Origin of the sequence: Arenibacter arenosicollis (genome assembly GCF_014397245.1) — a bacterium.
Lineage (GTDB): Bacteria > Bacteroidota > Bacteroidia > Flavobacteriales > Flavobacteriaceae > Arenibacter > Arenibacter arenosicollis.
Window position 1 is genome coordinate 1 of sequence record NZ_JACLHY010000012.1, and the last position, 21,028, is coordinate 21,028.

The 21,028-nt window shown below is 38.4% G+C and carries 18 protein-coding genes and 1 pseudogene; 7 read left to right on the forward strand and 12 right to left on the reverse strand.

The features are described 5' to 3' along the window. Positions 1–207 precede the first annotated feature (207 nt). The 5 genes from H4O18_RS12505 to H4O18_RS12525 form a co-directional block, all read right to left on the reverse strand. Positions 208–627 (reverse strand): OsmC family protein, encoded by a 420-nt coding sequence (locus tag H4O18_RS12505; protein WP_187585076.1) that lies wholly within the window; start codon positions 625–627, stop codon positions 208–210. Positions 628–1,847: 1,220 nt separating this feature from the next. After that, a complete protein-coding gene (locus H4O18_RS12510) occupies positions 1,848–2,786 on the reverse strand; it encodes an EamA family transporter (protein ID WP_187585078.1) in 939 nt (312 codons plus the stop codon). A gap of 215 nt (positions 2,787–3,001) precedes the next feature. Next, complete coding sequence (locus tag H4O18_RS12515; protein ID WP_187585080.1) at positions 3,002–4,696, reverse strand: DUF2207 domain-containing protein; 1,695 nt, start codon at positions 4,694–4,696, stop codon at positions 3,002–3,004. After that, positions 4,696–5,256, reverse strand: a complete 561-nt coding sequence (locus H4O18_RS12520) for a LemA family protein (RefSeq protein WP_187585082.1) — start codon at positions 5,254–5,256, stop codon at positions 4,696–4,698. The genes H4O18_RS12515 and H4O18_RS12520 overlap by 1 nt, the downstream gene beginning before the upstream one ends. A gap of 224 nt (positions 5,257–5,480) precedes the next feature. Continuing rightward, positions 5,481–6,410: a nuclear transport factor 2 family protein gene (locus H4O18_RS12525; RefSeq protein ID WP_187585084.1), complete on the reverse strand. Its 930-nt coding sequence runs from the start codon at positions 6,408–6,410 to the stop codon at positions 5,481–5,483. A 288-nt stretch (positions 6,411–6,698) separates the two neighbouring features. Here H4O18_RS12525 and H4O18_RS12530 point away from each other — a divergent pair, with 288 nt between their 5' ends. The 4 genes and pseudogenes from H4O18_RS12530 (at position 6,699) to H4O18_RS12545 (ending at position 10,553) form a co-directional block, all read left to right on the forward strand. Further along, complete coding sequence (locus tag H4O18_RS12530; protein WP_187585086.1) at positions 6,699–7,412, forward strand: pirin family protein; 714 nt, start codon at positions 6,699–6,701, stop codon at positions 7,410–7,412. A 53-nt stretch (positions 7,413–7,465) separates the two neighbouring features. Then, a pseudogene (locus H4O18_RS12535) lies at positions 7,466–8,335 on the forward strand (pirin family protein). Between the two features lie 15 nt (positions 8,336–8,350). Then, complete coding sequence (locus H4O18_RS12540; RefSeq protein ID WP_187585088.1) at positions 8,351–8,929, forward strand: TMEM175 family protein; 579 nt, start codon at positions 8,351–8,353, stop codon at positions 8,927–8,929. A gap of 151 nt (positions 8,930–9,080) precedes the next feature. Further along, positions 9,081–10,553: a c-type cytochrome gene (locus tag H4O18_RS12545; protein ID WP_187585090.1), complete on the forward strand. Its 1,473-nt coding sequence runs from the start codon at positions 9,081–9,083 to the stop codon at positions 10,551–10,553. A gap of 82 nt (positions 10,554–10,635) precedes the next feature. On the opposite strand, the gene H4O18_RS12550 is transcribed toward H4O18_RS12545, so the two are convergent. From H4O18_RS12550 to H4O18_RS12570, 5 genes are all read right to left on the reverse strand, one after another. Next, positions 10,636–12,078, reverse strand: coding sequence for an amidohydrolase family protein (locus H4O18_RS12550; RefSeq protein ID WP_187585092.1), 1,443 nt, complete (start codon positions 12,076–12,078; stop codon positions 10,636–10,638). Between the two features lie 349 nt (positions 12,079–12,427). After that, complete coding sequence (locus H4O18_RS12555) at positions 12,428–13,987, reverse strand: DEAD/DEAH box helicase (RefSeq protein ID WP_187585317.1); 1,560 nt, start codon at positions 13,985–13,987, stop codon at positions 12,428–12,430. A gap of 190 nt (positions 13,988–14,177) precedes the next feature. Next, entirely contained in the window at positions 14,178–15,170 is a 993-nt protein-coding gene (gene lpxD, locus H4O18_RS12560) for a UDP-3-O-(3-hydroxymyristoyl)glucosamine N-acyltransferase (RefSeq protein WP_187585094.1), read from the reverse strand. Positions 15,171–15,366: 196 nt separating this feature from the next. Next, positions 15,367–15,582, reverse strand: a complete 216-nt coding sequence (locus tag H4O18_RS12565) for a VF530 family protein (protein ID WP_187585096.1) — start codon at positions 15,580–15,582, stop codon at positions 15,367–15,369. Between the two features lie 52 nt (positions 15,583–15,634). Next, a complete protein-coding gene (locus tag H4O18_RS12570; protein ID WP_187585098.1) occupies positions 15,635–16,993 on the reverse strand; it encodes a DEAD/DEAH box helicase in 1,359 nt (452 codons plus the stop codon). Between the two features lie 170 nt (positions 16,994–17,163). On the opposite strand from H4O18_RS12570, the gene H4O18_RS12575 reads away from it, so the two are divergent. Together H4O18_RS12575 and H4O18_RS12580 are read left to right on the forward strand one after the other, a co-directional pair. Then, positions 17,164–18,714 (forward strand): M20/M25/M40 family metallo-hydrolase, encoded by a 1,551-nt coding sequence (locus H4O18_RS12575; protein WP_187585100.1) that lies wholly within the window; start codon positions 17,164–17,166, stop codon positions 18,712–18,714. A 107-nt stretch (positions 18,715–18,821) separates the two neighbouring features. After that, positions 18,822–19,124 carry an HPF/RaiA family ribosome-associated protein gene (locus tag H4O18_RS12580; RefSeq protein WP_187585102.1) on the forward strand — a complete coding sequence of 101 codons (303 nt, stop codon included), beginning with the start codon at positions 18,822–18,824 and terminating at the stop codon, positions 19,122–19,124. 96 nt (positions 19,125–19,220) lie between these two features. Here the strand turns inward: H4O18_RS12580 and H4O18_RS12585 are convergent, their stop codons facing one another. Then, the gene (locus tag H4O18_RS12585; protein ID WP_187585104.1) at positions 19,221–19,571 is read right to left on the reverse strand and encodes a hypothetical protein; all 351 of its coding nucleotides are present in this window, start codon (positions 19,569–19,571) and stop codon (positions 19,221–19,223) included. 241 nt (positions 19,572–19,812) lie between these two features. Here H4O18_RS12585 and H4O18_RS12590 point away from each other — a divergent pair, with 241 nt between their 5' ends. Continuing rightward, a complete protein-coding gene (locus H4O18_RS12590; RefSeq protein ID WP_187585106.1) occupies positions 19,813–20,760 on the forward strand; it encodes a TerC family protein in 948 nt (315 codons plus the stop codon). A 5-nt stretch (positions 20,761–20,765) separates the two neighbouring features. Here H4O18_RS12590 and H4O18_RS12595 read toward each other — a convergent pair whose 3' ends face one another. Further along, positions 20,766–21,026, reverse strand: a complete 261-nt coding sequence (locus H4O18_RS12595) for an acyl carrier protein (protein ID WP_187585108.1) — start codon at positions 21,024–21,026, stop codon at positions 20,766–20,768. Between the last annotated feature and the right edge of the window lie 2 nt (positions 21,027–21,028).

A 21,028-nucleotide genomic window follows, 5' to 3' on the forward strand; every position in this document is an offset into this window, starting at 1 on the left:
CAACTTGGGAAATAACGGCCAATTTAAAACCTAGATTGTAATCGCGTTGTGTACGCTTATTACCTGTAATCTTTGAATGTTTCATAAATAAGTCGATTTTGTGTCAACTTATTTTAGGACGGGACATCACAAATAAAAGAAAAGCCACTTTAAAAGTGGCTTTTTTTATTGATACCCATAAGGATAGGATGTAAACAGCTTTGGTTCCTATGCCTTTAAGCTTACCTCCAACACTATATCTGTCTTTAATAATTTGGAAATAGGGCAAATTTCCTTGGCTTTTTTGGCAATTTCCTTAAACTGATCCTCCTTAATTCCCGGTACCTGACCATTAAGGCTTAATGTTATTTGTGTTATACTGCCGTCCTCAAAGTTCACCTTAGCGCTGGTATCCAAGTTGGTCGGTGTAAACCCGGCCTCTCCTAATAAAAAACTTAGTTGCATAGTAAAACAACCAGCGTGGGCGGCTCCTACCAATTCTTCCGGGTTAGTACCCTTGCCATCTTCAAATCTCGATTTAAAGGAATATTGGGTATCCTTCAGGATGGTACTTCCCGTACTTACGGTACCTTTACCATCCTTACCGCTACCTTTCCAGTTTGCACTTGCATTTCTACTGAATTTCATACTTATATATTTAAGGTTATTATAATCCGTTAATAATTCAATTTAATTCGAGCTAAACACTTACCCATTGGCTACTTGTCAAATTCTCCCATCCTTACCACTAACTCGCTGCTTAACCTTTTAAACAATACTTATGGGTCCAATCCAATTGTGTTTATAAGAACAAGAAAGGACTGGTATTTAAGTAAGAAGGAAATGGACCCAAAAGACTGATTTTCCTTCTACCCCTAAGATATTAAATAGCTAATGATATTCCCATAAAATTCTCATAATTCCTACAAATGTCTCTGAGTAGGTATTTACAAATATTCAATATTTTTTCATGCGGTATTGTTTGCCTTCAAAATTAAGAGCAGAACGGTACTGCAAAAATTTTATTCCGTACTCTCCGCATTCTTTAATTAAATTAAATTTTCCCTATTTGCTTTATTAATAGCAGAGTCGGTTTAATTCATACCTCTTTTAAAGCTTCAGTGAACCGCCTAAACCCTTTTTTTTAAAAATAGATTAATTTACACAAAGCCTTTTAATTTCTGATTATCAGATATTTAAACCCCACTCACCCCCTTTTACCCCTTTGTCCAAATGTTAAATATTGCTTAAAACGGTACTATTTTATACATAGTACCGTAACAATTTTATTCATACGTCGTCTATAAGTAGTAAATCAATTAATCATTTTAAAAATAAAATCATGGAAACTATTAACAAACACCTTGTAAAACAAACATTGGAATCTTCCAAAAGTAGAATTTGGAACAGTAAAAGACGGTACAATTAACTTACCGCAATAAATAGTTACAACATTAACATCAATTTAAAAAACAACATCATGGAAACAGTAAACAATCATTACGTAAAACAAACAATAGAAAATTCAAAAAGCAACATCTGGAACGCCAAAAGGCGTTACAGGTAAATTAAAAACCAATAATACAGAAATAATGAAATCTTTTATTCATAAATCACAGTCAGAATCAACTAATTTTCAGTTGACGGGAGAAAGTATTTTGATGGTAAATTTTCGAGATATCAAGAAAAATCGTTGGGCGGAGCGCAGAATATACTGTAACTAATTTTATAAAAATTAAGTAGGATAGGGCTCTAAATTTTAAAAGCAGTGGGTTTAAGATTCAGCTGCTTTTTTTATACCCGATCATCACAGTCAATATATGCGCTCCCCTACTTTCCAGATAAAGATTTGAAAAAATCAATTGTTATTAATCTTCCTTAGGCGAATACCGACTTGAAAACCTGGAGAACAAAACCAATTTCTTTCTGGTATTGATAAAATAGACCCCTGTTAGAAGGACAACAGCGGCAATAATGGATTGAGTGGTTATCTCTTCACCCAAAAAGAACCAACCTAATAAAAGAGCAATAATTGGATTTACATAAGTGGATGTAGCTACCTTTTCCGGCGAAACCACTTTCAGTAAATAATTAAAGGCTGTGAAGGCAACAATACTGCCAAATATAATTAGCAATAACATGGAATATAGTACTGGGCTGCTCCAGGTGGTAGGCAGGGACCAGGTTTCCCCAATTAGCAAACTCCCCACCATTAAAATGATTCCGGCGGCGAACATTTGAAAGCCCGTATTTACAAAATAGTTCTTTGGCAGATCTGCTTTGGCCACAAACAAACTTGCATAAGCCCAACTTATCATACATAAAAATATCATGACCATTCCCAGAACCGAATTCTCCTTACTTATTACCTGATTTTGGCTTACCAATAGATAAATACCCAATATGCCAATTATAACCCCTACCAAAGACATGGTCTGAATCTTTTTCCCCTCAAGTATCCTCATCAATAATAAAATAACCAGAGGTTGCGCAGCTATTTCCAATGCTGCAAAACCACTATCCACATACTTTAGCGCCCAAACCACAAAACCATTTCCAAAGGCCAGGAACAAAAATCCCGCAATACTGGAGTTTAATAATTGCTTTTTGGTAATGGTCAATGGGATTCCCATTATTTTACAAAGCGCAAATATCAAAATACCCGCCACAGAGAAACGTATGGAAGCCAACATAAAAGGTGGCAATTCTTGCACCGAAATCTTATTTAAAAGATAGGTGGAACCCCAAATTACATATATGGCAAAAAAGGAAAGTACAATAAGTAAGGTATTCCGAGATTTGGACATAAAAAAAGCTTTTCCAATGAAGCACAAAAGTAAGTATAACTTTTATTAAATAAGCTCTTCCGTGTCGCTCCATTTTTCGAACTAAAAATGTCAATACTACCAGATATATGGTTACGGTAACAAGATATTTACCTTCAATTTACACCAGAATCACCATAAAATAATAATTAGCCTTAATAGTATTTTGAAATTCTATTTTGCAACTAACTCTCCGGTCACCAACTTCCTCCTCCACCGCCTCCAAAGCCACCACCTGAGGATCCGCCCCCTGAACTTCCACTACTGGACGGTGAACTTACCATATAGGACTTAGTGCTGGCCATGGAACTGGAAAAGGATTTGGAAAACTGATTCATTGATAAAGCACTACTCGAAGAAGACGAATACCAGTCAGGCGGGGGTATGTTAAGGTCCCTGAATTTTTTGGCCCATTGATCAAACAAACCAAAGGCCAGGGCATATCCCAAGGTATTTTCAAAATAATGCGGGTCATCCTTGATAAGCATCTTTAGTCTGTTTTCCTCTGCTACCTTAATAAATCTTTTAAATCCTTTTAATTCTGATAGCAATTCATTGCCCTTGGCATTCTTTTTTACCATAAATCGGTTTACAAAAATCAGAAGAATACAAGAGACCACAATTGCCACGGCGGCCAAAGGACCCCAATAGAAAAGACCAACCAAAGTTAGTCCAATAGCAAGGGCCACCAATGCAAAATACATAATGCCTTGGATTTTTTTGGATTCTGCTTCGTAATAGGGCTGCGCCAATTTCTTCAATTCGCTGCGAGCTTTGATCATCTTGGTGTAAAAAGTATCCTTTAGACTACTCACCAGCACCTCGGTCCCAACTACATTGTTATTGTCGCCAAACAGCCCCTGGAATATTTCCATTTCATAGGCTGGGGAATCCAATGGCAAAGATTGTAGACGGACGATTTTGGTGTCCTTGGACCCAAAAAGACCTTTTTTGGGGATTTCTTCAAGTCTTATAAGCCCTTTTGAGCCCCAATAAGGTATCAACGAGATTAAATCCGAATTATCATCCTTGTCATTGATTAAAAAACCTACCATGGCCGGATCTATATTATCCGGTGGGTAATAACTGGTGGTGGCAATTATACGCTCGTCCCTTCCAAAATTCCACCATACCCTAAAAAATGCAAAAAACATTATCCCGATCAAGAACACCCAACCGAACTGCTCCCAAAAAGGCCAAAAAGGTTTCTCTTCTATGACCGAGCCAAAGGGAAGGTTCATCAGAACCGTAACACTCTGCCCTGGATGTGATACAAAGCCTGACTTACTGGTACCAGAAAATTCGTTGGCCGAGTAATATAACTGTATATCCGTACTCCTTGTGCTAGTACCGCTGTCGCCCGAATAAACAAAGCTATTTTCTTTGTCTGGATATACGTTGTCCGGAACATGTACTTTAAAACTGACTTGGTGAAAATCGGCCTGCCAATCCTCCGGTTTTATGTTCCAATAGAAGCGAATATGGGAATCCTCAAAGAGAAGGGCATTGTGAACCCTGTATTTTATTTCATAATGCTGGGGACCAACTAAGGTAATGTCCTTGTCCCCAATTTTTATCTGCACATTGTCCTGCAACTTTTGTACAAAGTCGAACGGAGCGTCATATTTATAATTCGGAACCTTTATCTTACTTATTTTAATCTTTCGGGTTGATTCCGAACCCTCGGCATCCACAAGATCATATTTTGTCTGAATGTTTCTGTAAATGCCGTGTTTTGGGATTTCGAAATTAAGATCATAGTTTTCCACCACATCAAAATAACCTTCCTGATGAATTGTAATGTCCACTGTATAGTTTATAACCGTAAAATCCTGAGCCACGCCCTTGCCGACGACAAGAAGAATAAAAAGAAAAAAAGAAATGTTTTTCATTAAGAGAAATCTACTTTTACATTGGCCCTACTAGCCTCCTCAGCTTCGAAATAATCGAAATGTTGATATTTGAACAAACTTGCTACAAGCACTCCCGGAACGCTCTCCCCATAAGTGTTGTTTTCTCTCACCGAACCATTGTAATACCTCCTGGCACGTTCCAGATTTTCCTCGATCTCATTTAGTTTTTGTTGAAGATCTAAATAATTGGCATTGGCCTTTAGATCCGGATAAGCCTCTCCCAAAGCAAATATACTTCTCAAGCTTTGTTGCAGTTGGTTTTCTGCCTTTATTTGGGCATTAATATCTCCCGATGGGACAGCCATTGCAGCGTTGCGTGCATTTATAACAGACTCTAGGGTAGATTTTTCGTGCTTTGCATAGCCCTTAACAGTTTCTACCAAATTAGGTATTAGGTCGTACCGTCTTTTTAATGCGACATCAATATTACTCCAAGCGTCCTTCACTAGATTCCTAAGTCTGGCAAAGTGATTAAAAACATTTACTAGGAATAGGGCTAACAGAGCTGCGATTCCTAAAAAAATAATTAACGTAATCATGGTTCAGTGTTTTTTTTGTTTAAAATATGGTCTCCACTAAGTTACTTTATTTTTTTGTTCGGGCAGCAGGCTATTTTACAAATTATACGACATAGCAAGGATACCCAAGGAATGACTCCATACCGCCAAAATACCTTGCAATTCAATTACTATAGGACGCTCCAATACCCCTTAAATAAAAAAAGAGCGTCGTGGGCGCTCTTTTTCCTACCTTAATTTTGGTACTATTTAGCATCCAAAATCTTGGTACTTACGTATGCGATGGACCTCGTAATTTTTCCTTCATCATCAAAATCATGAAGATATAAGGCTGGTACAATAATTTTCTTACCATCAGATTTTCTTGTCAATCTAAATTTCCACCAAGACTGAACCACCTTGGCATCCTGCATATCATATTCCAAATAATCCGGATAACCAGTCTCATCTATACTATCAAAATTATAAGTCTCCATTAACTTCTTATTGCGTTCCTTTATCTCTTCCAATCCAAGGCTCTCTCCATCAGGTAGTTCTAGACTATAAAATCTAGCATCCTCAGCATAGAAACTGTAAAAGGTCTCCAAATCCTTAAATTCAAAGGCATACATCAATTTCCTTACTGTATTAATATTATCATGATGATTAAATATTGTACCATTTTGTCGATCACCAAAACTTCTTCTGACTTCCCAGATGACATCATTATCAAAATAATTGATCATGCTTTTTATTTTGTTATCGTCATTTAGCTTATATAACCTATGATAAGGCATATCCAATTTTACCCCAGTTTTTTTATGCATTCCTTTTATATGATCCCAGGTTTGAACCCAAACTCCGCTTTCTTTATATTCCAAGGCATCCGGATAGGCACCTTCGCTTGGTGCTGAAGACAGGTAGGCAACATTATCTTTCCAAAAATTTACTTGTTCCAAAAACTCTTCTTTGGTAGACCCTTTGTCATCTTTATTGGTACTAAACCCGTTATAGGCTTTAAAATCATCGGCTAGGTAGGAACCCACCTTTTCGGCATCCCCGGCCACAAAAGCGGTCATCATACCATTAACAACTTCAATTGCGGGATGTTCCAAAAAAATGGTCCCGTTTTTTTTCTTTTGCGAATAGCCAAATACCACCATAAGTACCATAGCCATTTGAATTGATTTTTTCATTTTAAATAAGTTCTTTGATTATTATTTATTCCCAGAAACAGTTTAGTATCTGATGAAACCATAAGTAAATTAGATTCCAACTATTTTTTAATCGCGTAAGGACGAACGAACAGTTTTTTTGTCCGAAACATGCTCAATAATTATCCGCCAAATAATCAGTTTACCCATTTCTCCAAGATTTCGCTACAATCCAAAATGAATTTTCTATTATAAATTGGACTTACTTATCATACATCAATGCATATTCTGCTGTTGGTCCTTAATTTTGAAAAAACGAAAAGATAAATCATGAAAACAATTTTTTATTCAGCAGATAGCAGAGGCCATGCCAATCATGGATGGCTAAATTCATATCACAGTTTTAGTTTTGCCAATTATCACAATCCAGAAAGGATGAATTTTGGTGTTCTTAGGGTGTTAAATGACGATACCGTTTCTGGCGGTCAGGGTTTTGGACAACATCCCCATAAAAACATGGAAATTGTATCCATTCCCCTAAAAGGAGATTTGGAACATAAGGACAGTATGGGAAACACCACCGTAATTAAGGAAGGTGATGTGCAGGTAATGAGCGCAGGAACCGGTGTTTTTCACAGTGAGTACAACAAGAACAAAAATCAAGAAGTGAAATTTTTACAAATTTGGGTAATTCCAAAGGCCCAAAATGTATCACCAAGGTATGATCAAATTTCCACCCATAATCTGGCTACCAAAAATTCCTTTTACCAAATACTTTCCCCAAATAAATCGAATCAAGGGGTATGGATATATCAGGATGCTTGGTTTTCCTTGGGTGATTTTGAAACTGGAATTAGCTCAACTTATACTTTAAATAAACCTAACAATGGACTGTATATATTTGTTTTGGAAGGTGAAATTTCCATAGGGGAACATCAGTTGAAACGGCGTGATGCCTTAGGGATTTGGGAAACTAACGAAATCACCCTTACTTCCACAGAGCCCAGCAAGGTACTGTTGATGGAAGTCCCATTAAATTTATAATAATTGCTGGCTTTTTTCTATTTTTAAGTATTTCATTGTTAACAAAAGAAGTTATGTCCAACATTAAACTCGTAATTCCGGAAAGGGCGGCCAATATCGGCAATTTTATGGTTGGCCGATTATTGCCCTTTAGGCAAAAGCGTATGGTGGGGCCTTTTGTTTTTATAGACCATATGGGGCCAGTTGAAATGAACGAGAATGAAAATTTGGATGTTCCACCGCATCCACACATTGGACTTTCTACACTCACCTTTCTTTTTGACGGAGCAATTATGCACCGGGATAGTTTAGGAAATGAGGTGCAAATTAATCCCGGCGGCGTTAATTGGATGACTGCCGGCAAGGGAGTAGTACATTCCGAACGCACTTTAGAACACTTGAGAAACAGTAAAAAGTCGCTGCATGGACTGCAAATATAGGTAGGACTTCCTAAAAGAAAGGAACAAATGGAGCCCACATTTACCCATTTCAACAAAGACGAAATCCCCAAATGGCAATTCCAAGGCGTTACAGCAACCCTAATTGCCGGGGAGGTCTTAGGCAGGATTTCTCCCGTACCCGTACACAGTAAACTATATTTTTTGGAATTGACAAGTAGGGAAAATAAAAAAATAAATATAGGACCGGAATTGTTCGGAGAAAGTGGTCTCTACGTGTTGGAAGGAAGCCTTTCCAGTGATGGAAATACCTATGGCCCTAAACAAATTTTAATTGCCAAAGACAGCAGTCTTTGCGAATTTGAACTGGCTGCCAATACTATTATTTATATTTTTGGCGGCGAACCATTCCCAGAAGAAAGACATATTTACTGGAACTTTGTCTCTTCTGATAAAAATATCATTGAAAGAGCCAGTAACAATTGGAAACTTCAGAAATTTCCAAAAGTACCCGGCGAATCTGATTTTGTACCCTTACCGACATAAACAAAACAATTTATTATGAAAACAGGAAGATTGGAAGCATTTAGCGATGGGGTTTTGGCTATCATCATCACAATTATGGTTCTAGAAATGAAAGCACCTGAAGAAACCACCCTGGAAGGACTAACTTCTACTTTCCCCATCTTCATGAGTTATGTCCTGAGCTTTATTTATTTAGGGATTTACTGGAACAACCATCACCATTTATTGCAGGTTACTGAAAAAGTAAATGGCCCGATTCTCTGGGCCAACCTCCACTTGCTTTTTTGGTTGTCCCTGATTCCCTTTGCCACGAGTTGGGTAGGGGAAAATTACCACGCTCCTTTAACTATTGCACTATATGGCACTGTTCTCTTTATGTGCGCCATAGCATATAGAATTCTGGAAATTTACCTCATAAAGCATCATGATGAAAACTACCCATTAAAATTGGTCACCAAACGAGGTTTGAAAGAAAACATATCAATGCTAATTTACATTGCCTCCATTCCACTCGCCTATATCAATACATGGATAGCTGTAGCTGGATTCATTACGGTTGCCATTATTTGGGCGGTACCCAACAAGAAACTGGAAGGTTTGGCCGAGAAAAAGTAATAACACCTTTACCCTTACTACCAGCCAATCGAACATAATCCACCTTTTAGCGAGTTCCACGGTGGTTTGTCGATTTTAACCAGTAAGCACGCCTGTTTGTCTTAAATTATCATTAAATTGACTATGCTTTTTTTGATAAAAATCTATTGCTTTGAAAAAAATTTATTTTCTGGTTTCGACTATTATCCTCTATACCCTTGTCTTTTCGTGCTCCAAAGAGAGCAAAGAGGACCTTATAGATATTGTGGTCAATGAAAAACCTATTGACCAACCTGAGGAAGAACCCGAAGTGGAAGGCCCCAATATAGAGAGTAGCCCCTTACCCAACAATCCTCAAAGAACAGGGGATGCTTCGGCGGGATACGAATATTTAATTTCTGGGGATTACATGAGTTCGGGCATACCTTACGACGCATTTTTGCTGGGAACAAGCGAGAATCCCGATAACCGCCTTAATAGAAGCGGTGACAACGCCGATATCCCCTATGATTATACCGCCATAACAGCTTCAAATGGCGCAAAGGTGGTAGCACCCAACTGCATGGCATGCCACGCCTCTACCATTAACAATAATTTTATAATAGGCTTAGGAAATCATGATGCTGATTTTACCGTAAATAGAGCCAGTAATATAGCCCTATTGAATTCTGGTATAAGAGCTCTTTATGGTGGAGAGGAGAGTGCGGAATGGTTGGCTTATGATCAATTTAGAAAAAGTATTGTTGCTATAGGCCCTAAGACCATTACGGAAACCAGAGGCTCCAATCCAGCCGATAAGATTGCACAGGTATTGATCAGTCACCGGGACAAAAATACTTTGGTATGGCAAGACACCCCTTTTGTTGAAGTCTCTGAAGATGTTATACCGACCGATGTACCGGCTTGGTGGTTGCTAAAAAAGAAAAACGCTATGTTTTACCACGCCATAGGACGATATGATTTTTGCAAATCATTTATCGGCTCAAGTCTCCTAACAATGGGAGATGCCTCCAAGGCAGCTGAAATAGACAGCAAAATGGTAGATGTCCTGGCCTACATCCAAAGCTTGGAAGCACCGGAATACCCTTTTACCATTGACACTGATTTGGCACAACAAGGGAAACTGCTATTTGAAAATACATGCGCAACCTGTCATGGCACTTACGGGGACAACCCTACTTATCCCAACTTATTGGTGACTATAAAGTCCGTCGGAACCGACCCCGAATTATCCAACCATTACACTACCTCCTCACCAATAAACGATTACTTTATGGACTGGTTCAACTCCGGTTGGTTTGGAACAACATCCAATAAATTGCAGATAAAAGCGGAAGGTGGCTATATAGCTCCTCCCTTGGATGGTATTTGGGCCACGGCACCATACTTCCACAACGGCTCCGTCCCCACCTTGGAAGACGTACTGAATAGCGAGAATAGACCGAAGATTTGGAGCAGGTCTTTCATAAATACCGATTACGACCAAATAAAAGTCGGTTGGAACTATACAATAGAACAAACCAAAGTGGACAAAAACACTTATGACACTACTTTAAAGGGGTATGGCAATACAGGTCACACCTTTGGAGATCAGCTGACCAATACTGAACGAACTGCAATAATAGAGTATCTAAAAACCTTATAAATCAGCATTATAGGGGTTTTGATTAAACTGATAATTTAATATCTATTTCATCCTATACTCAGCCTCTAATCAAAAATAATTATCATTTAAAATTGAGTTTTAAAAATTCCATCCCGTTCAAAGACATTATTCGGGATACAATTTCGTCGGCCTTTATATTATTGGCCGGCACATTCAGCCTATTGTTGGACATATAATTAAAGACATGTCGCTCCAAAAAATCAGCTAAAAAAGGGAGTTCCTCAGCAGTCCAAAAACTGTTCAATGGGTCGATAATACCATCAAAATCAGTTCCTATCACCATACAGTCCCAAGCAAAAATACCTTCTGCATCCAACAACTCTGCAATGTGCTGCACCTGATTCCATAACAGTTCCGACCTATAATGCATTATTTTATTTCTCTTCGTGGATTTTTTTATATTTCCTAGGGTTTCCTTGCTAACTATTCTACGTTCGTCCAATTGCAACCCTATAATTCCTTTGCTTTTGGCTATTCTAATTATTTCATCATCGAAGAAGTTTATATCGGATGGGTTTAGTCTACTAGCGGTTCTAGGCCTACCCGGATTCCTATCACTTGACGAAATAAGCCCATTGGCAGCTCCATGACTGGCTATAACTGGTATATCGTTATATTCGGGAATAGTATCCAGTAATTGGTAATAATCATTTCTTGATGCTGGACTCATGTGCTTGATATCTATTAAGATTCGTTTGCCATTGTTGTCATCCAACAACTTTTTTATTATAAATTTACCTAAAGTGGTAATCCCTGTATTAAGTCCTTCAGATTGATCTGTCTTCTTTTTAATAATCCCTGTCATACTTTGGGCGTGGCCACATAAATGATTCCAAAAATGATGGGCCAGGGTAACAAAAAATGGAGGCTGTTCCCAAGCCTTGACTTTCATAAGGTTTTGCAACATCCCATCCCGGGTGGGAACCTTCTCAATATCCGATATCAATGCGTGCATACCCTCTATGGTCATAACAATACAAATTGTTTGCATTTTGGTATTCACATCTGCAAGCCTCATGGCTTCGATTTCCATATAACTCTTTACTATTTTATACCTGAATTTACCTTCGGGCAAATGAACAATGGTGCCATCAAGTTCCCTATAATAGGCCCGTTCCATTTCAAGATCCTTAAAGTAATCTTTTATTCCCTGAATGTAATCTACTCGCTTCTTCCCTACCCCTGTGGCAAAATTGGCTGCAATGTCCAAAATAAATTCATTGGTCATTTTATTACGGAAAAAATATTTCTCAATAGGATATAGTGAAGCACACACAACCCTTACACCACCATAAGATAGGCTTGCAAAATTGGATTGGGAAAATTTTGTGACGCCAATTATATAATTTAAAAGCTTATCCACCAAAGTTGGCGGATTGTAACGCCAAATACTCCTTACCCGATTTCTATTGGCCGAGTTTTCCCCATTGGGGTTGCGATTAAAGCTTTTGCCAAAAGGCTTTATGGACGGATGGCAGTGAAAATCCACATAATTGTTTTGCATGATGCTGGAGTTTTAATGTTAGGACGCAGGCTGGGCCCCAACATTTAGTCCGGACAATACAAAACAGCCTTCAGAGTCAATAGAGCGTTATCAAAGGGAGTACTTAAAGATAAGGAAATTGCCTAACTATAAAGATACGGACATCCTTAATCTTTCTAAGGTTTTAAAGGAAATTTCGGATTGGAGTACCAATAATGGCGTTAGATGCAAAACATTTTTCAGGTGCTGCTTTATTTCGCATCAAAAGCATATACTTTGCGAAAACCGCCCTTACAGTTCAATACTTAGGTTAGGTTTTGTCTGATCAAACACGGTCTATAACCAATTGGACAATGTACCAACGGTTATATTATTCCTCTGGTGGTCTTCCGTGAATGTCTTCAAAAATTGTATCGAAATTCTGGCGTAGATGGGTACTTAGTTTCTTGTGATAGTCATCAGTGAGCCACTTAAGGAAGTTATAGGTGCTTTTACTAATGCATTTGGCATAGCGCTGAATTCTATCATCGATATCCGGACCCAACATTTTGGAGAGTGCAAGTGCATCATACACGTCCTCACTGTTTTCTACACAAATTCTTGCATGTTGTGCTATAGACCGCTCCAACACCACCTTTGAGGTCTCCCCATTTTTAATGGAATCCACATAAGTTTCCTTGATATCAAAATACACCTCCTCGGAATTAGCGAATTCTGCGCGCAACTCTTCGGGCATTTCCCATTTAAAGTTGCTTTCCAGTTCCTCATCACTAATAAGCCTATCAGCATAAAAATTAGGAGATTTAAAAATAGTCTGCCAATCCAGGTCGGCGCCCCATGGACCAAAACGATGGAAATTGTTTCCTAGATCGATTACGGAAAAAGTTGATTTATTATTCAATATTCGGGAACCACGACCTATCATCTGATAGTACAGCGTCAAGGATTTAGTAGCCCGATTCAAAATAATGGTGTCTATTGTAGGTTCGTCAAATCCAGTGGTCAGAATACTTACCGAGGTTAAAATGGCATTAGGCGTCATATTAAACCACTTTAAGATGGTCTTACGCTGTTTCTTGGTAGCGGTATTGTCCAAATGGGCAATAGGGTATCCTGCAGCTCTAAACGTCTCATATACATGCAGGGAAGTATTAATACCATTGTTGAAAATCAAGGTTTTCTTTCCTTTGGAATGTTTCTCATATGCTTCCAACAACTTGCTCAACATCATGCTATTGTTGTAAAGATCCTCTGAAGATTTTACGGTATAGTCCCCATTGGAACCTACCTCCAAAGAGGTTAGACCCATATTGTAGGAGTAAAATTCAGCTCTGGCCAAAAATTCATTTTCGATAAGGGACACTATAGTTTCACCGACAATTAATTCGTCATAATTGTCCTTCATGGGCAAATCCTTATTGGAACTCAAAGGTGTGGCGGTTACTCCCAAAACAAAGGAGTTTTCGAAAAACTTGAACAGTTTTGTAAACGAATTGTAATGCGCCTCATCAATGATTACCAGACCTACATCGGAAATATCCAATTTGTCGTCCTGTAGCCTATTGTTCAAAGTTTCCACCATAGCCACAAAGCAGCTATATTCTTCCTGGTCGTCCAAATTGGCCTTGCTATCCACCACCTTATTGGTTACCCCAAAGCTGGTTAACATGGTAGAAGTTTGTTTGCAGAGCTCTATTCGGTGGGTCATGATCAGCACCTTCTTGCTATGATGCTTTAAATATTGCCGTACTATTTCAGAAAAAATAACGGTTTTACCTCCACCTGTAGGCAATTGATACAAAAGATGATAATCATCTGGTGCTGTTTCAAATTTATCAAAAATCTGGTCTATAGCCCCTTTTTGATAGCTATACAGCTCCTTATCCGTTTTTCTTTCTACAATGGCATTGGCAATCAAAGTCTCCGACATAATCTCTTTATTGGACTGCAAAATTAAGCCCTTTAATGGGTGTTTAACGAATAATTTTGGAAAAATTAAGGAATATTTTTTCTGAACATCAATGTCTGTTGTCAATTCCTAAAACTCTTAACATGAATATTTTTTACTATAAAGTACTTGAAATTTGCCAATCACATTATTTGAATCGGCGGACCACTTTCTAGTTCTTTACCAGTTTTCTAAGTGCTACCCACTGTTTTAGCATTTCCCTGGAATCGGTAGCCGGGTAACCTAAAACAGTTTTACCTGGAAGGACGTCGCTCATCACACCTGACCCAGCACCAACAACAGCACCTGAATTAATGGTTGTATGGTCTTTTATTGAAGCACTTCCTCCTATTATTACACCATCACCCAGAGTTACCGAACCTGCCAAACCGCTGTGTCCAGCCATAATACAGGACCTTCCCATTACACAATTATGAGCTATTTGGACCAAATTGTCAATTTTACAACCGTCACCTATAATGGTAGAACTAAATTTACCTCGATCAACACAGGAATTCGCCCCAATTTCTACATAATTACCAATCACCACATTTCCTATTTGAGGTATTTTCACCAAACCCCTTCCATCCTCACTCGGTCTATAACCAAATCCGTCCGCCCCTATGCTTACGTTGAGATGAAAAATACAATGATTACCTATTACACTCCTTTCCCTGATTACGGTACCGGACCAGACCACGGTATGATGGCCTATGGTAGTCTCATCAAAAACAGCAACATTGGGATACAAAATAACTCCATCCCCTAAAACTACGTTTTTACCTACATAGCAACCTGCTCCAATTTTGCAACCCTTGCCCAAAACAGCGGTTTCGTGCACTGTTGCCATAGGATGCACTTCCTCTAGTAACTCGGGTGGTTCGGGCTGAAATGCCTCCAGCAATTTTGCCATGGCCAAATCTGCATTGGCTACCTTGACAAAAGCCTTGTTCTCACCTGGTAATATTTTTATACTATCACTCACAATAGCTGCACTCGCATTACAGGAATCCCATTTTCGAGCATATTTATTACTTGAAATAAAGGTAATATGTTGGTTTTTGGCCCTATCCATTTGCTCTGCCCCAATTATAACCTTATCATATCCCCCTATAAGCTCCCCATTTAAGAGCTCATTTATTTGTTCAACAGTGAATGACTTCATTTAAATTTATATTATTGATTAATTATCAAAAGTTGATTTAATTTTCTGTGATTTTTTTAAATATAGCGTTAAATTCCAGACGCTATTGTTAAATATAAACTAAGAAATTTCAAAAATAAGAATTGAAAAGTAAAATAAAAGGACAGCCTAGATCTTTTTTGAAGGCCCGTGTTTACCCCCGATACCCATTAATCGATTACTGCTTTATGGACCTCAGGTATAATTGCTCCACCTTTTCCCTCGCCCAAGGGGTCCGTCTTAAAAATTTTAAACTGGATTTTATGGAAGGGTCATGATTAAAACAACGGATATTAATTCTAGCACCCATTTCTTCCCATCCATAATGGGCTACAAGCGACTCCAACATGACCGCCAAAGTAATTCCGTGTAAAGGATTATTATTGTTATTCATTTAAAGTAAAGCATTATATAAATATATGTATACACTTGAATTTTAGTGTGCACTATTTTCTTTTTTTATTTTTCTTGGAAAATGTTTTATCTCCCCTTGTTAAGGGCTTCTTATATTTTTTTGCAATTTCCCTTTTGTAGGATCCTCCTTGGTTTATCTTTTTATTCTTTTCCGATTTCTCATGAAAGGCAGCGCCACGAGCATCCGTTTCGGCAGCACTAACAGGGTTGTTGTGTTCCAAATTTTTAGGTCGCTCCTCCGGAGCCAGTTCCTCGGATATTTTTACTGCCGCAGGGAAAGTCAACAAAGGAATATCATAATCCATTAATTTTTCAATAGCATCTTTACACCCCTCTTCCTTCTCGGTATACATTAAAATGGAGTTCCCTTTTTTCTCCGCCCTTCCGGTCCTACCTATACGATGCATATAGTTCTCGGGAAAAGTGGGAGTATCAAAATTGATTACATGGGTTATTTCATCCAAATCCAAACCCCTGGACATTACATCTGTAGAAACCAGTATTCTGTTTTTACCTTCATCAAACTGCTTGATCGATCTTATTCTATAATTCTGAGTTTTATTGGAGTGAATTATTGCCGCCTCATCTCCAAATTCCTCCTTCAAAGCTTCAAACAACCTGTCGGCGCTTCTTTTATTGGACACAAACACCAATACTTTTCTAAAGATTGTTTTATCCTTAATCAAATAAGCCAATAGGTTTACTTTGGTATAAAAATTTTCAACGGCATAAGCAACTTGTTCAATATTCTCCAATGGTGTTCCACTAACAGCTATTGAAATTTTTTCCGGAGCAATAAAAAAGTCTTCTATCAATTGGGCCACTTCTTCCGTCATTGTAGCGGAAAACATTATATTCTGCCGTCTTTGTGGCATTAATTCAAAAATATTGGTGATTTGAAAACGAAAGCCAAGATCCAACATAACATCCACCTCATCGATAACCAATTTCTTGATATCCCTAAGTTTAACAGTCCTATCCAAAGTAAGGTCGTATAACCTACCTGGGGTAGCTACCAAAACATCACATCCTTGGGCAACGGCCTGCCTCTGAGTATTTATATTTGCCCCACCATAAATTCCGCAGACCCTTACACTCATGTATTTGGAATATGCCTCTATATTGGCTACAACCTGCAAGACCAACTCCCTTGTGGGCACCAATATCAATATTCTAGGGTTTAGCTGTTTGGAGTATTTCAAGTCTTGCAAAAGAGGCAACATATAGGCAAAAGTTTTACCAGTTCCCGTTTGCGCAATACCCACTATATCCTTACCAGACATGATTACCGAAAATGCTTCCCGCTGAATCGGAGTTGGGATTGTGAAGCCCAAATCCTCAATGGCATATTGTAGTTGGTTTGTTATATTAAAATCGGCAAAAGTGCTCATTCCCTATATTTTTTTTCAAAGATAAAGTTTATAATCTTCATAATTGCCGTTGTGGAATATCTTGAACAAAATCAAGGTAGAAAATAGATTCTTAATTAAAACTTAATTCGTGGGTTTAACTTTGGGATAATTATTATTTTGAACCCGCAGACTAATCTAAAATTTTAAAAATGAAAAAAGCCTACTTACTATTAATCCTTTATTTCATTTGCTTTACACAGACCGGATTTACCCAAATTAATGATCAGCTCGTGAGCGATATAGAACGGGAGGTCAAACAAAATTCGCAATTGGAAGTTTTGGCACACGAATTACTGGATGTCATTGGTCCCCGACTGGTAGGTACGCCGCAGATGCAACAGGCACATGATTGGGCCATTAGAAAATATAACGGTTGGGGCATCCCTGCCCATAATGAACAATGGGGAGAATGGCGGGGTTGGGAACGTGGAATTACACATATAGACATGGTATATCCAAGAATCCAGACCTTAAAAGGCACCCAACTGGCATGGAGTCCCAGCACTGGCAAAAAAGGTGTTACTGCGGAATTGGTTGTTTTGCCCACTATAGCAGATTCCAATGAATTCAACAAGTGGCTACCAACTGTTAAAGGCAAATTGGTAATGATTTCAATGAAGGAACCCACAGGGAGACCAGATTACAATTGGGAAGAATTTGCAACGCCCGAGTCCTTTGAAAAAATGAAAAAAGAACGGGATTTATATGAAGATGAATGGTCACAGAATATGCAACGCACCGGATACGACCGACGATCCCTGCCATTAGCATTGGAAAAAGCGGGAGCTTCTGGAATAGTAACCTCCTATTGGTCCAAAGGATTTGGCGCCAATAAAATTTTTGGTGCTAGCACGGAGAAAATCCCCACCATAGATCTAGAATTGGAAGACTATACCATGCTATATAGATTGGTAGAGTATAAAGATCGACCTAAAATCAGCATTAGAGCTGAATCCAAGGAACTGGGAGCCGTACCTACGTTCAACACCATTGCAGAGATTAAAGGTTCCGAAAAACCAAATGAATATGTTATTCTATCCGCACATTTTGATTCTTGGGATGGTGGTATCGGAGCCACGGATAATGGAACCGGAACATTGGTAATGATGGAAACCATGCGAGTACTTAAAAAATTATACCCAAATCCTAAAAGAACCATCCTGGTAGGGCATTGGGGAAGCGAGGAACAAGGACTGAATGGCTCAAGAGCCTATGTGGAAGATCACCCGGAAATAGTGGGCAATATCCAGGCAGTTTTTAACCAGGATAATGGAACAGGAAGGGTCGTACAAATATCCGGAGGTGGTTTTTTGAAATCCTATGATTATATCTCCAGGTGGCTATCCGCTGTTCCTGACGAGGTAACACAACACATAGAAACTACATTTCCCGGAATGCCCGCTAGTGGAGGATCGGACAATGCCTCCTTTATAGCAGCAGGCGCTCCGGCATTCGGACTTAGTTCTTTAAATTGGTCCTATGGGAGTTATACTTGGCACACGAACAGAGATACTTACGATAAGATAATTTTTGACGATGTTAAGAACAATGTACTTCTAACGGCAATATTGACCTATATGGCCAGTGAAGATCCTGATATGGCCTCCCGGGAACGAAGGGTATTGCCCATAAACAAAAAAACAGGGGAACAAGGCACTTGGCCGTCCCAACGCTCCCCTAACCGAAAGGGAGGATTGTAAGAATTTACCATAGATTTCCCTTTGGTTTGTAAAAAATAAAGCCTAACTTAATTTCTAGAATTGAAACCAGATTCAACCTGGATTTGTTAACCTAAAATCACTTAAATATGACTATCAATTTTGAATATGATGATGTAAAAGCGAGTGCCCGTTTAGAGGAATTGGCTACCAAGAAGTTAGAAAAATTAGAAGATAAATATGATTTTATAGTGCGTGCCGACGTTTTCTTTAAAAAAGAGAACACCTCTTCCCCCAATACAGGGTTAATTTGTAATATTAGACTCAGTGCTCCGGGCCCAAGATTATTCGCAGAATCCAACAATGGTAAATTTGAAATGGGCATCGCCGCTTCCGTGGAAGAACTTGAAAGACAATTGGAAAAAAGAAAAGGCAAGATGAAAACCCATTAGCACTTAGCCCATAATAACATAAATGCCCTAGAAAAACTCAAAGTCTTTTCTAGGGCATTTTATATTAACTATTTGGTAATAGAAAATTCAATTTGTTCAATCCTCAGCGTCTTCAAATTTAGCATCTGCAAGGGTTTTCATCAATCGATCGGAAAATGGGTTTTTATATAAATCCTTTAATAGTTTTTTTCTTTTGCGGTCTGAAATATCCAGGGTATCCAAAACACCCTTTCTTCTTTTAGCTTCAACGATACGTTTTTTCTTTAAATTGATCCTGTCTTGGGCAGACAATATCATTTCTGGCTCATACTCTTCCAATATGGTCCATTTTTCCACTTTTAACCTCTGCCCTACACTATCTTTTTCTACGGATTGGGCATAACCTTCCATTAGGAAAAATCCCATAAAGAGCACCAACACAGCACTGTAAATTCCCTTCTTCATCATTCCCAAATAGAGTTCCCTCTAATTTATAACAATTTTTCGCCAAACTAAACCCTCAATTCAGATTTTACATGCCTTATATAGTGTTTTTGAACGTCCTACCGATTTTTTTTCATAAAACCTTCATTTACAGTGCTTCCATGTTGAAAAACGAGGCGGCAATTATCAATTTAAAAAGATTGGTTTAGTACCTATTAGGATTTAAAAATGATACTTACATTTGTGTCTTAAAATCATTCTGACTATGTTAATTTGGGGATCCTTTATTGTTCTGATTATTATATTTTTAGCACTGGATTTAGGCGTTTTCCATAAACATGAACATGTTATCAAAACCAAGGAAGCCAGTATATGGACCGCAATCTGGGTCACTGTTGCCTTCAGTTTTAGTGGTGTGATTTACTGGTTATTCTCCAGCGGCCTAATAGATAACCCCACAGGATTAACACCCAATAATGCAGTTTTAAAATACATAACCGGCTATCTCATAGAATTGTCTCTGAGTATAGATAATGTCTTCGTAATTGCAGTAATTTTCGGTGCCTTTAAGATTCCGCCCATTTACCAACATAGGGTATTGTTCTGGGGCATTTTGGGCGCCATTGTATTTAGGGCCTTAATGATAGTATTCGGCGTTGCCCTTATTACGAAATTCGAATGGGTGATTTATGTTTTTGGAGTCTTCCTGTTGTATACCGCCTTTAAGATGTTAAGATCGGACGAAAGTAAATTTGATCCAAAAAACTCTTTCGTTTTCAAGAGGCTAAAAAAGATATACCCCATAACAGCAACCTTAAATGGCCATGATTTCTTTGTAAAGCGCATGGGGGTCACTGCCGCCACGCCACTCTTTGTTGCCCTGGTAATCATAGAATTAACGGACATACTGTTTGCATTGGATAGCATTCCCGCAATTTTAGCTATTACGGCAGACCCTTTTATTGTTTTTAGCTCCAATATTTTGGCAATACTAGGTTTAAGATCTATGTATTTCTTAATTTCCAGAATGCTTGAAAAGTTCAGGTATATAAATTATAGCCTGGTGGTTATACTGGCCTTTGTGGGTTTAAAAATGCTTTTCACCCATCATATCGAAATCCCTGAGTGGGTTTCCCTGACGGTAATATCGGTATCCTTGATTGTTGGCATAATCACCTCTTTGCTTATTCCGGAGGACAAGGCTACAAAATAAACCTCTTATTTTTTATCCAATAATTTTAGGTCTATAATATTAAGAGCATCCCTTACTGTTTGCATTTTATCCATATCCTCATTCTCCAATCGGATACCAAAAGTATCCTCTAGATCTAGGATAATATCTACCAAATGGGCGGAATTAATATTCAGTTCTGTTACAAAATTGCTCTCTTCCTCTACGGCCTCAATTGGAACATCTTCAGGGAGATATGTTTTAACGATTTCCTTGAGTCTGGCCAAACGTTCATCATTATCAACCATAA

Bases quoted from the DNA above. Each gene is read 5' to 3' on its own strand.
- H4O18_RS12505 (WP_187585076.1), bottom strand. From the start codon at position 627: ATGAAATTCAGTAGAAATGCAAGTGCAAACTGGAAAGGTAGCGGTAAG.
- H4O18_RS12510 (WP_187585078.1), bottom strand. From the start codon at position 2,786: ATGTCCAAATCTCGGAATACCTTACTTATTGTACTTTCCTTTTTTGCC.
- H4O18_RS12515 (WP_187585080.1), bottom strand. From the start codon at position 4,696: ATGAAAAACATTTCTTTTTTTCTTTTTATTCTTCTTGTCGTCGGCAAG.
- H4O18_RS12520 (WP_187585082.1), bottom strand. From the start codon at position 5,256: ATGATTACGTTAATTATTTTTTTAGGAATCGCAGCTCTGTTAGCCCTA.
- H4O18_RS12525 (WP_187585084.1), bottom strand. From the start codon at position 6,410: ATGAAAAAATCAATTCAAATGGCTATGGTACTTATGGTGGTATTTGGC.
- H4O18_RS12530 (WP_187585086.1), top strand. From the start codon at position 6,699: ATGAAAACAATTTTTTATTCAGCAGATAGCAGAGGCCATGCCAATCAT.
- H4O18_RS12540 (WP_187585088.1), top strand. From the start codon at position 8,351: ATGAAAACAGGAAGATTGGAAGCATTTAGCGATGGGGTTTTGGCTATC.
- H4O18_RS12550 (WP_187585092.1), bottom strand. From the start codon at position 12,078: ATGCAAAACAATTATGTGGATTTTCACTGCCATCCGTCCATAAAGCCT.
- H4O18_RS12555 (WP_187585317.1), bottom strand. From the start codon at position 13,987: ATGTCGGAGACTTTGATTGCCAATGCCATTGTAGAAAGAAAAACGGAT.
- lpxD (WP_187585094.1), bottom strand. From the start codon at position 15,170: ATGAAGTCATTCACTGTTGAACAAATAAATGAGCTCTTAAATGGGGAG.
- H4O18_RS12565 (WP_187585096.1), bottom strand. From the start codon at position 15,582: ATGAATAACAATAATAATCCTTTACACGGAATTACTTTGGCGGTCATG.
- H4O18_RS12570 (WP_187585098.1), bottom strand. From the start codon at position 16,993: ATGAGCACTTTTGCCGATTTTAATATAACAAACCAACTACAATATGCC.
- H4O18_RS12575 (WP_187585100.1), top strand. From the start codon at position 17,164: ATGAAAAAAGCCTACTTACTATTAATCCTTTATTTCATTTGCTTTACA.
- H4O18_RS12580 (WP_187585102.1), top strand. From the start codon at position 18,822: ATGACTATCAATTTTGAATATGATGATGTAAAAGCGAGTGCCCGTTTA.
- H4O18_RS12585 (WP_187585104.1), bottom strand. From the start codon at position 19,571: ATGATGAAGAAGGGAATTTACAGTGCTGTGTTGGTGCTCTTTATGGGA.
- H4O18_RS12590 (WP_187585106.1), top strand. From the start codon at position 19,813: ATGTTAATTTGGGGATCCTTTATTGTTCTGATTATTATATTTTTAGCA.
- H4O18_RS12595 (WP_187585108.1), bottom strand. From the start codon at position 21,026: ATGGTTGATAATGATGAACGTTTGGCCAGACTCAAGGAAATCGTTAAA.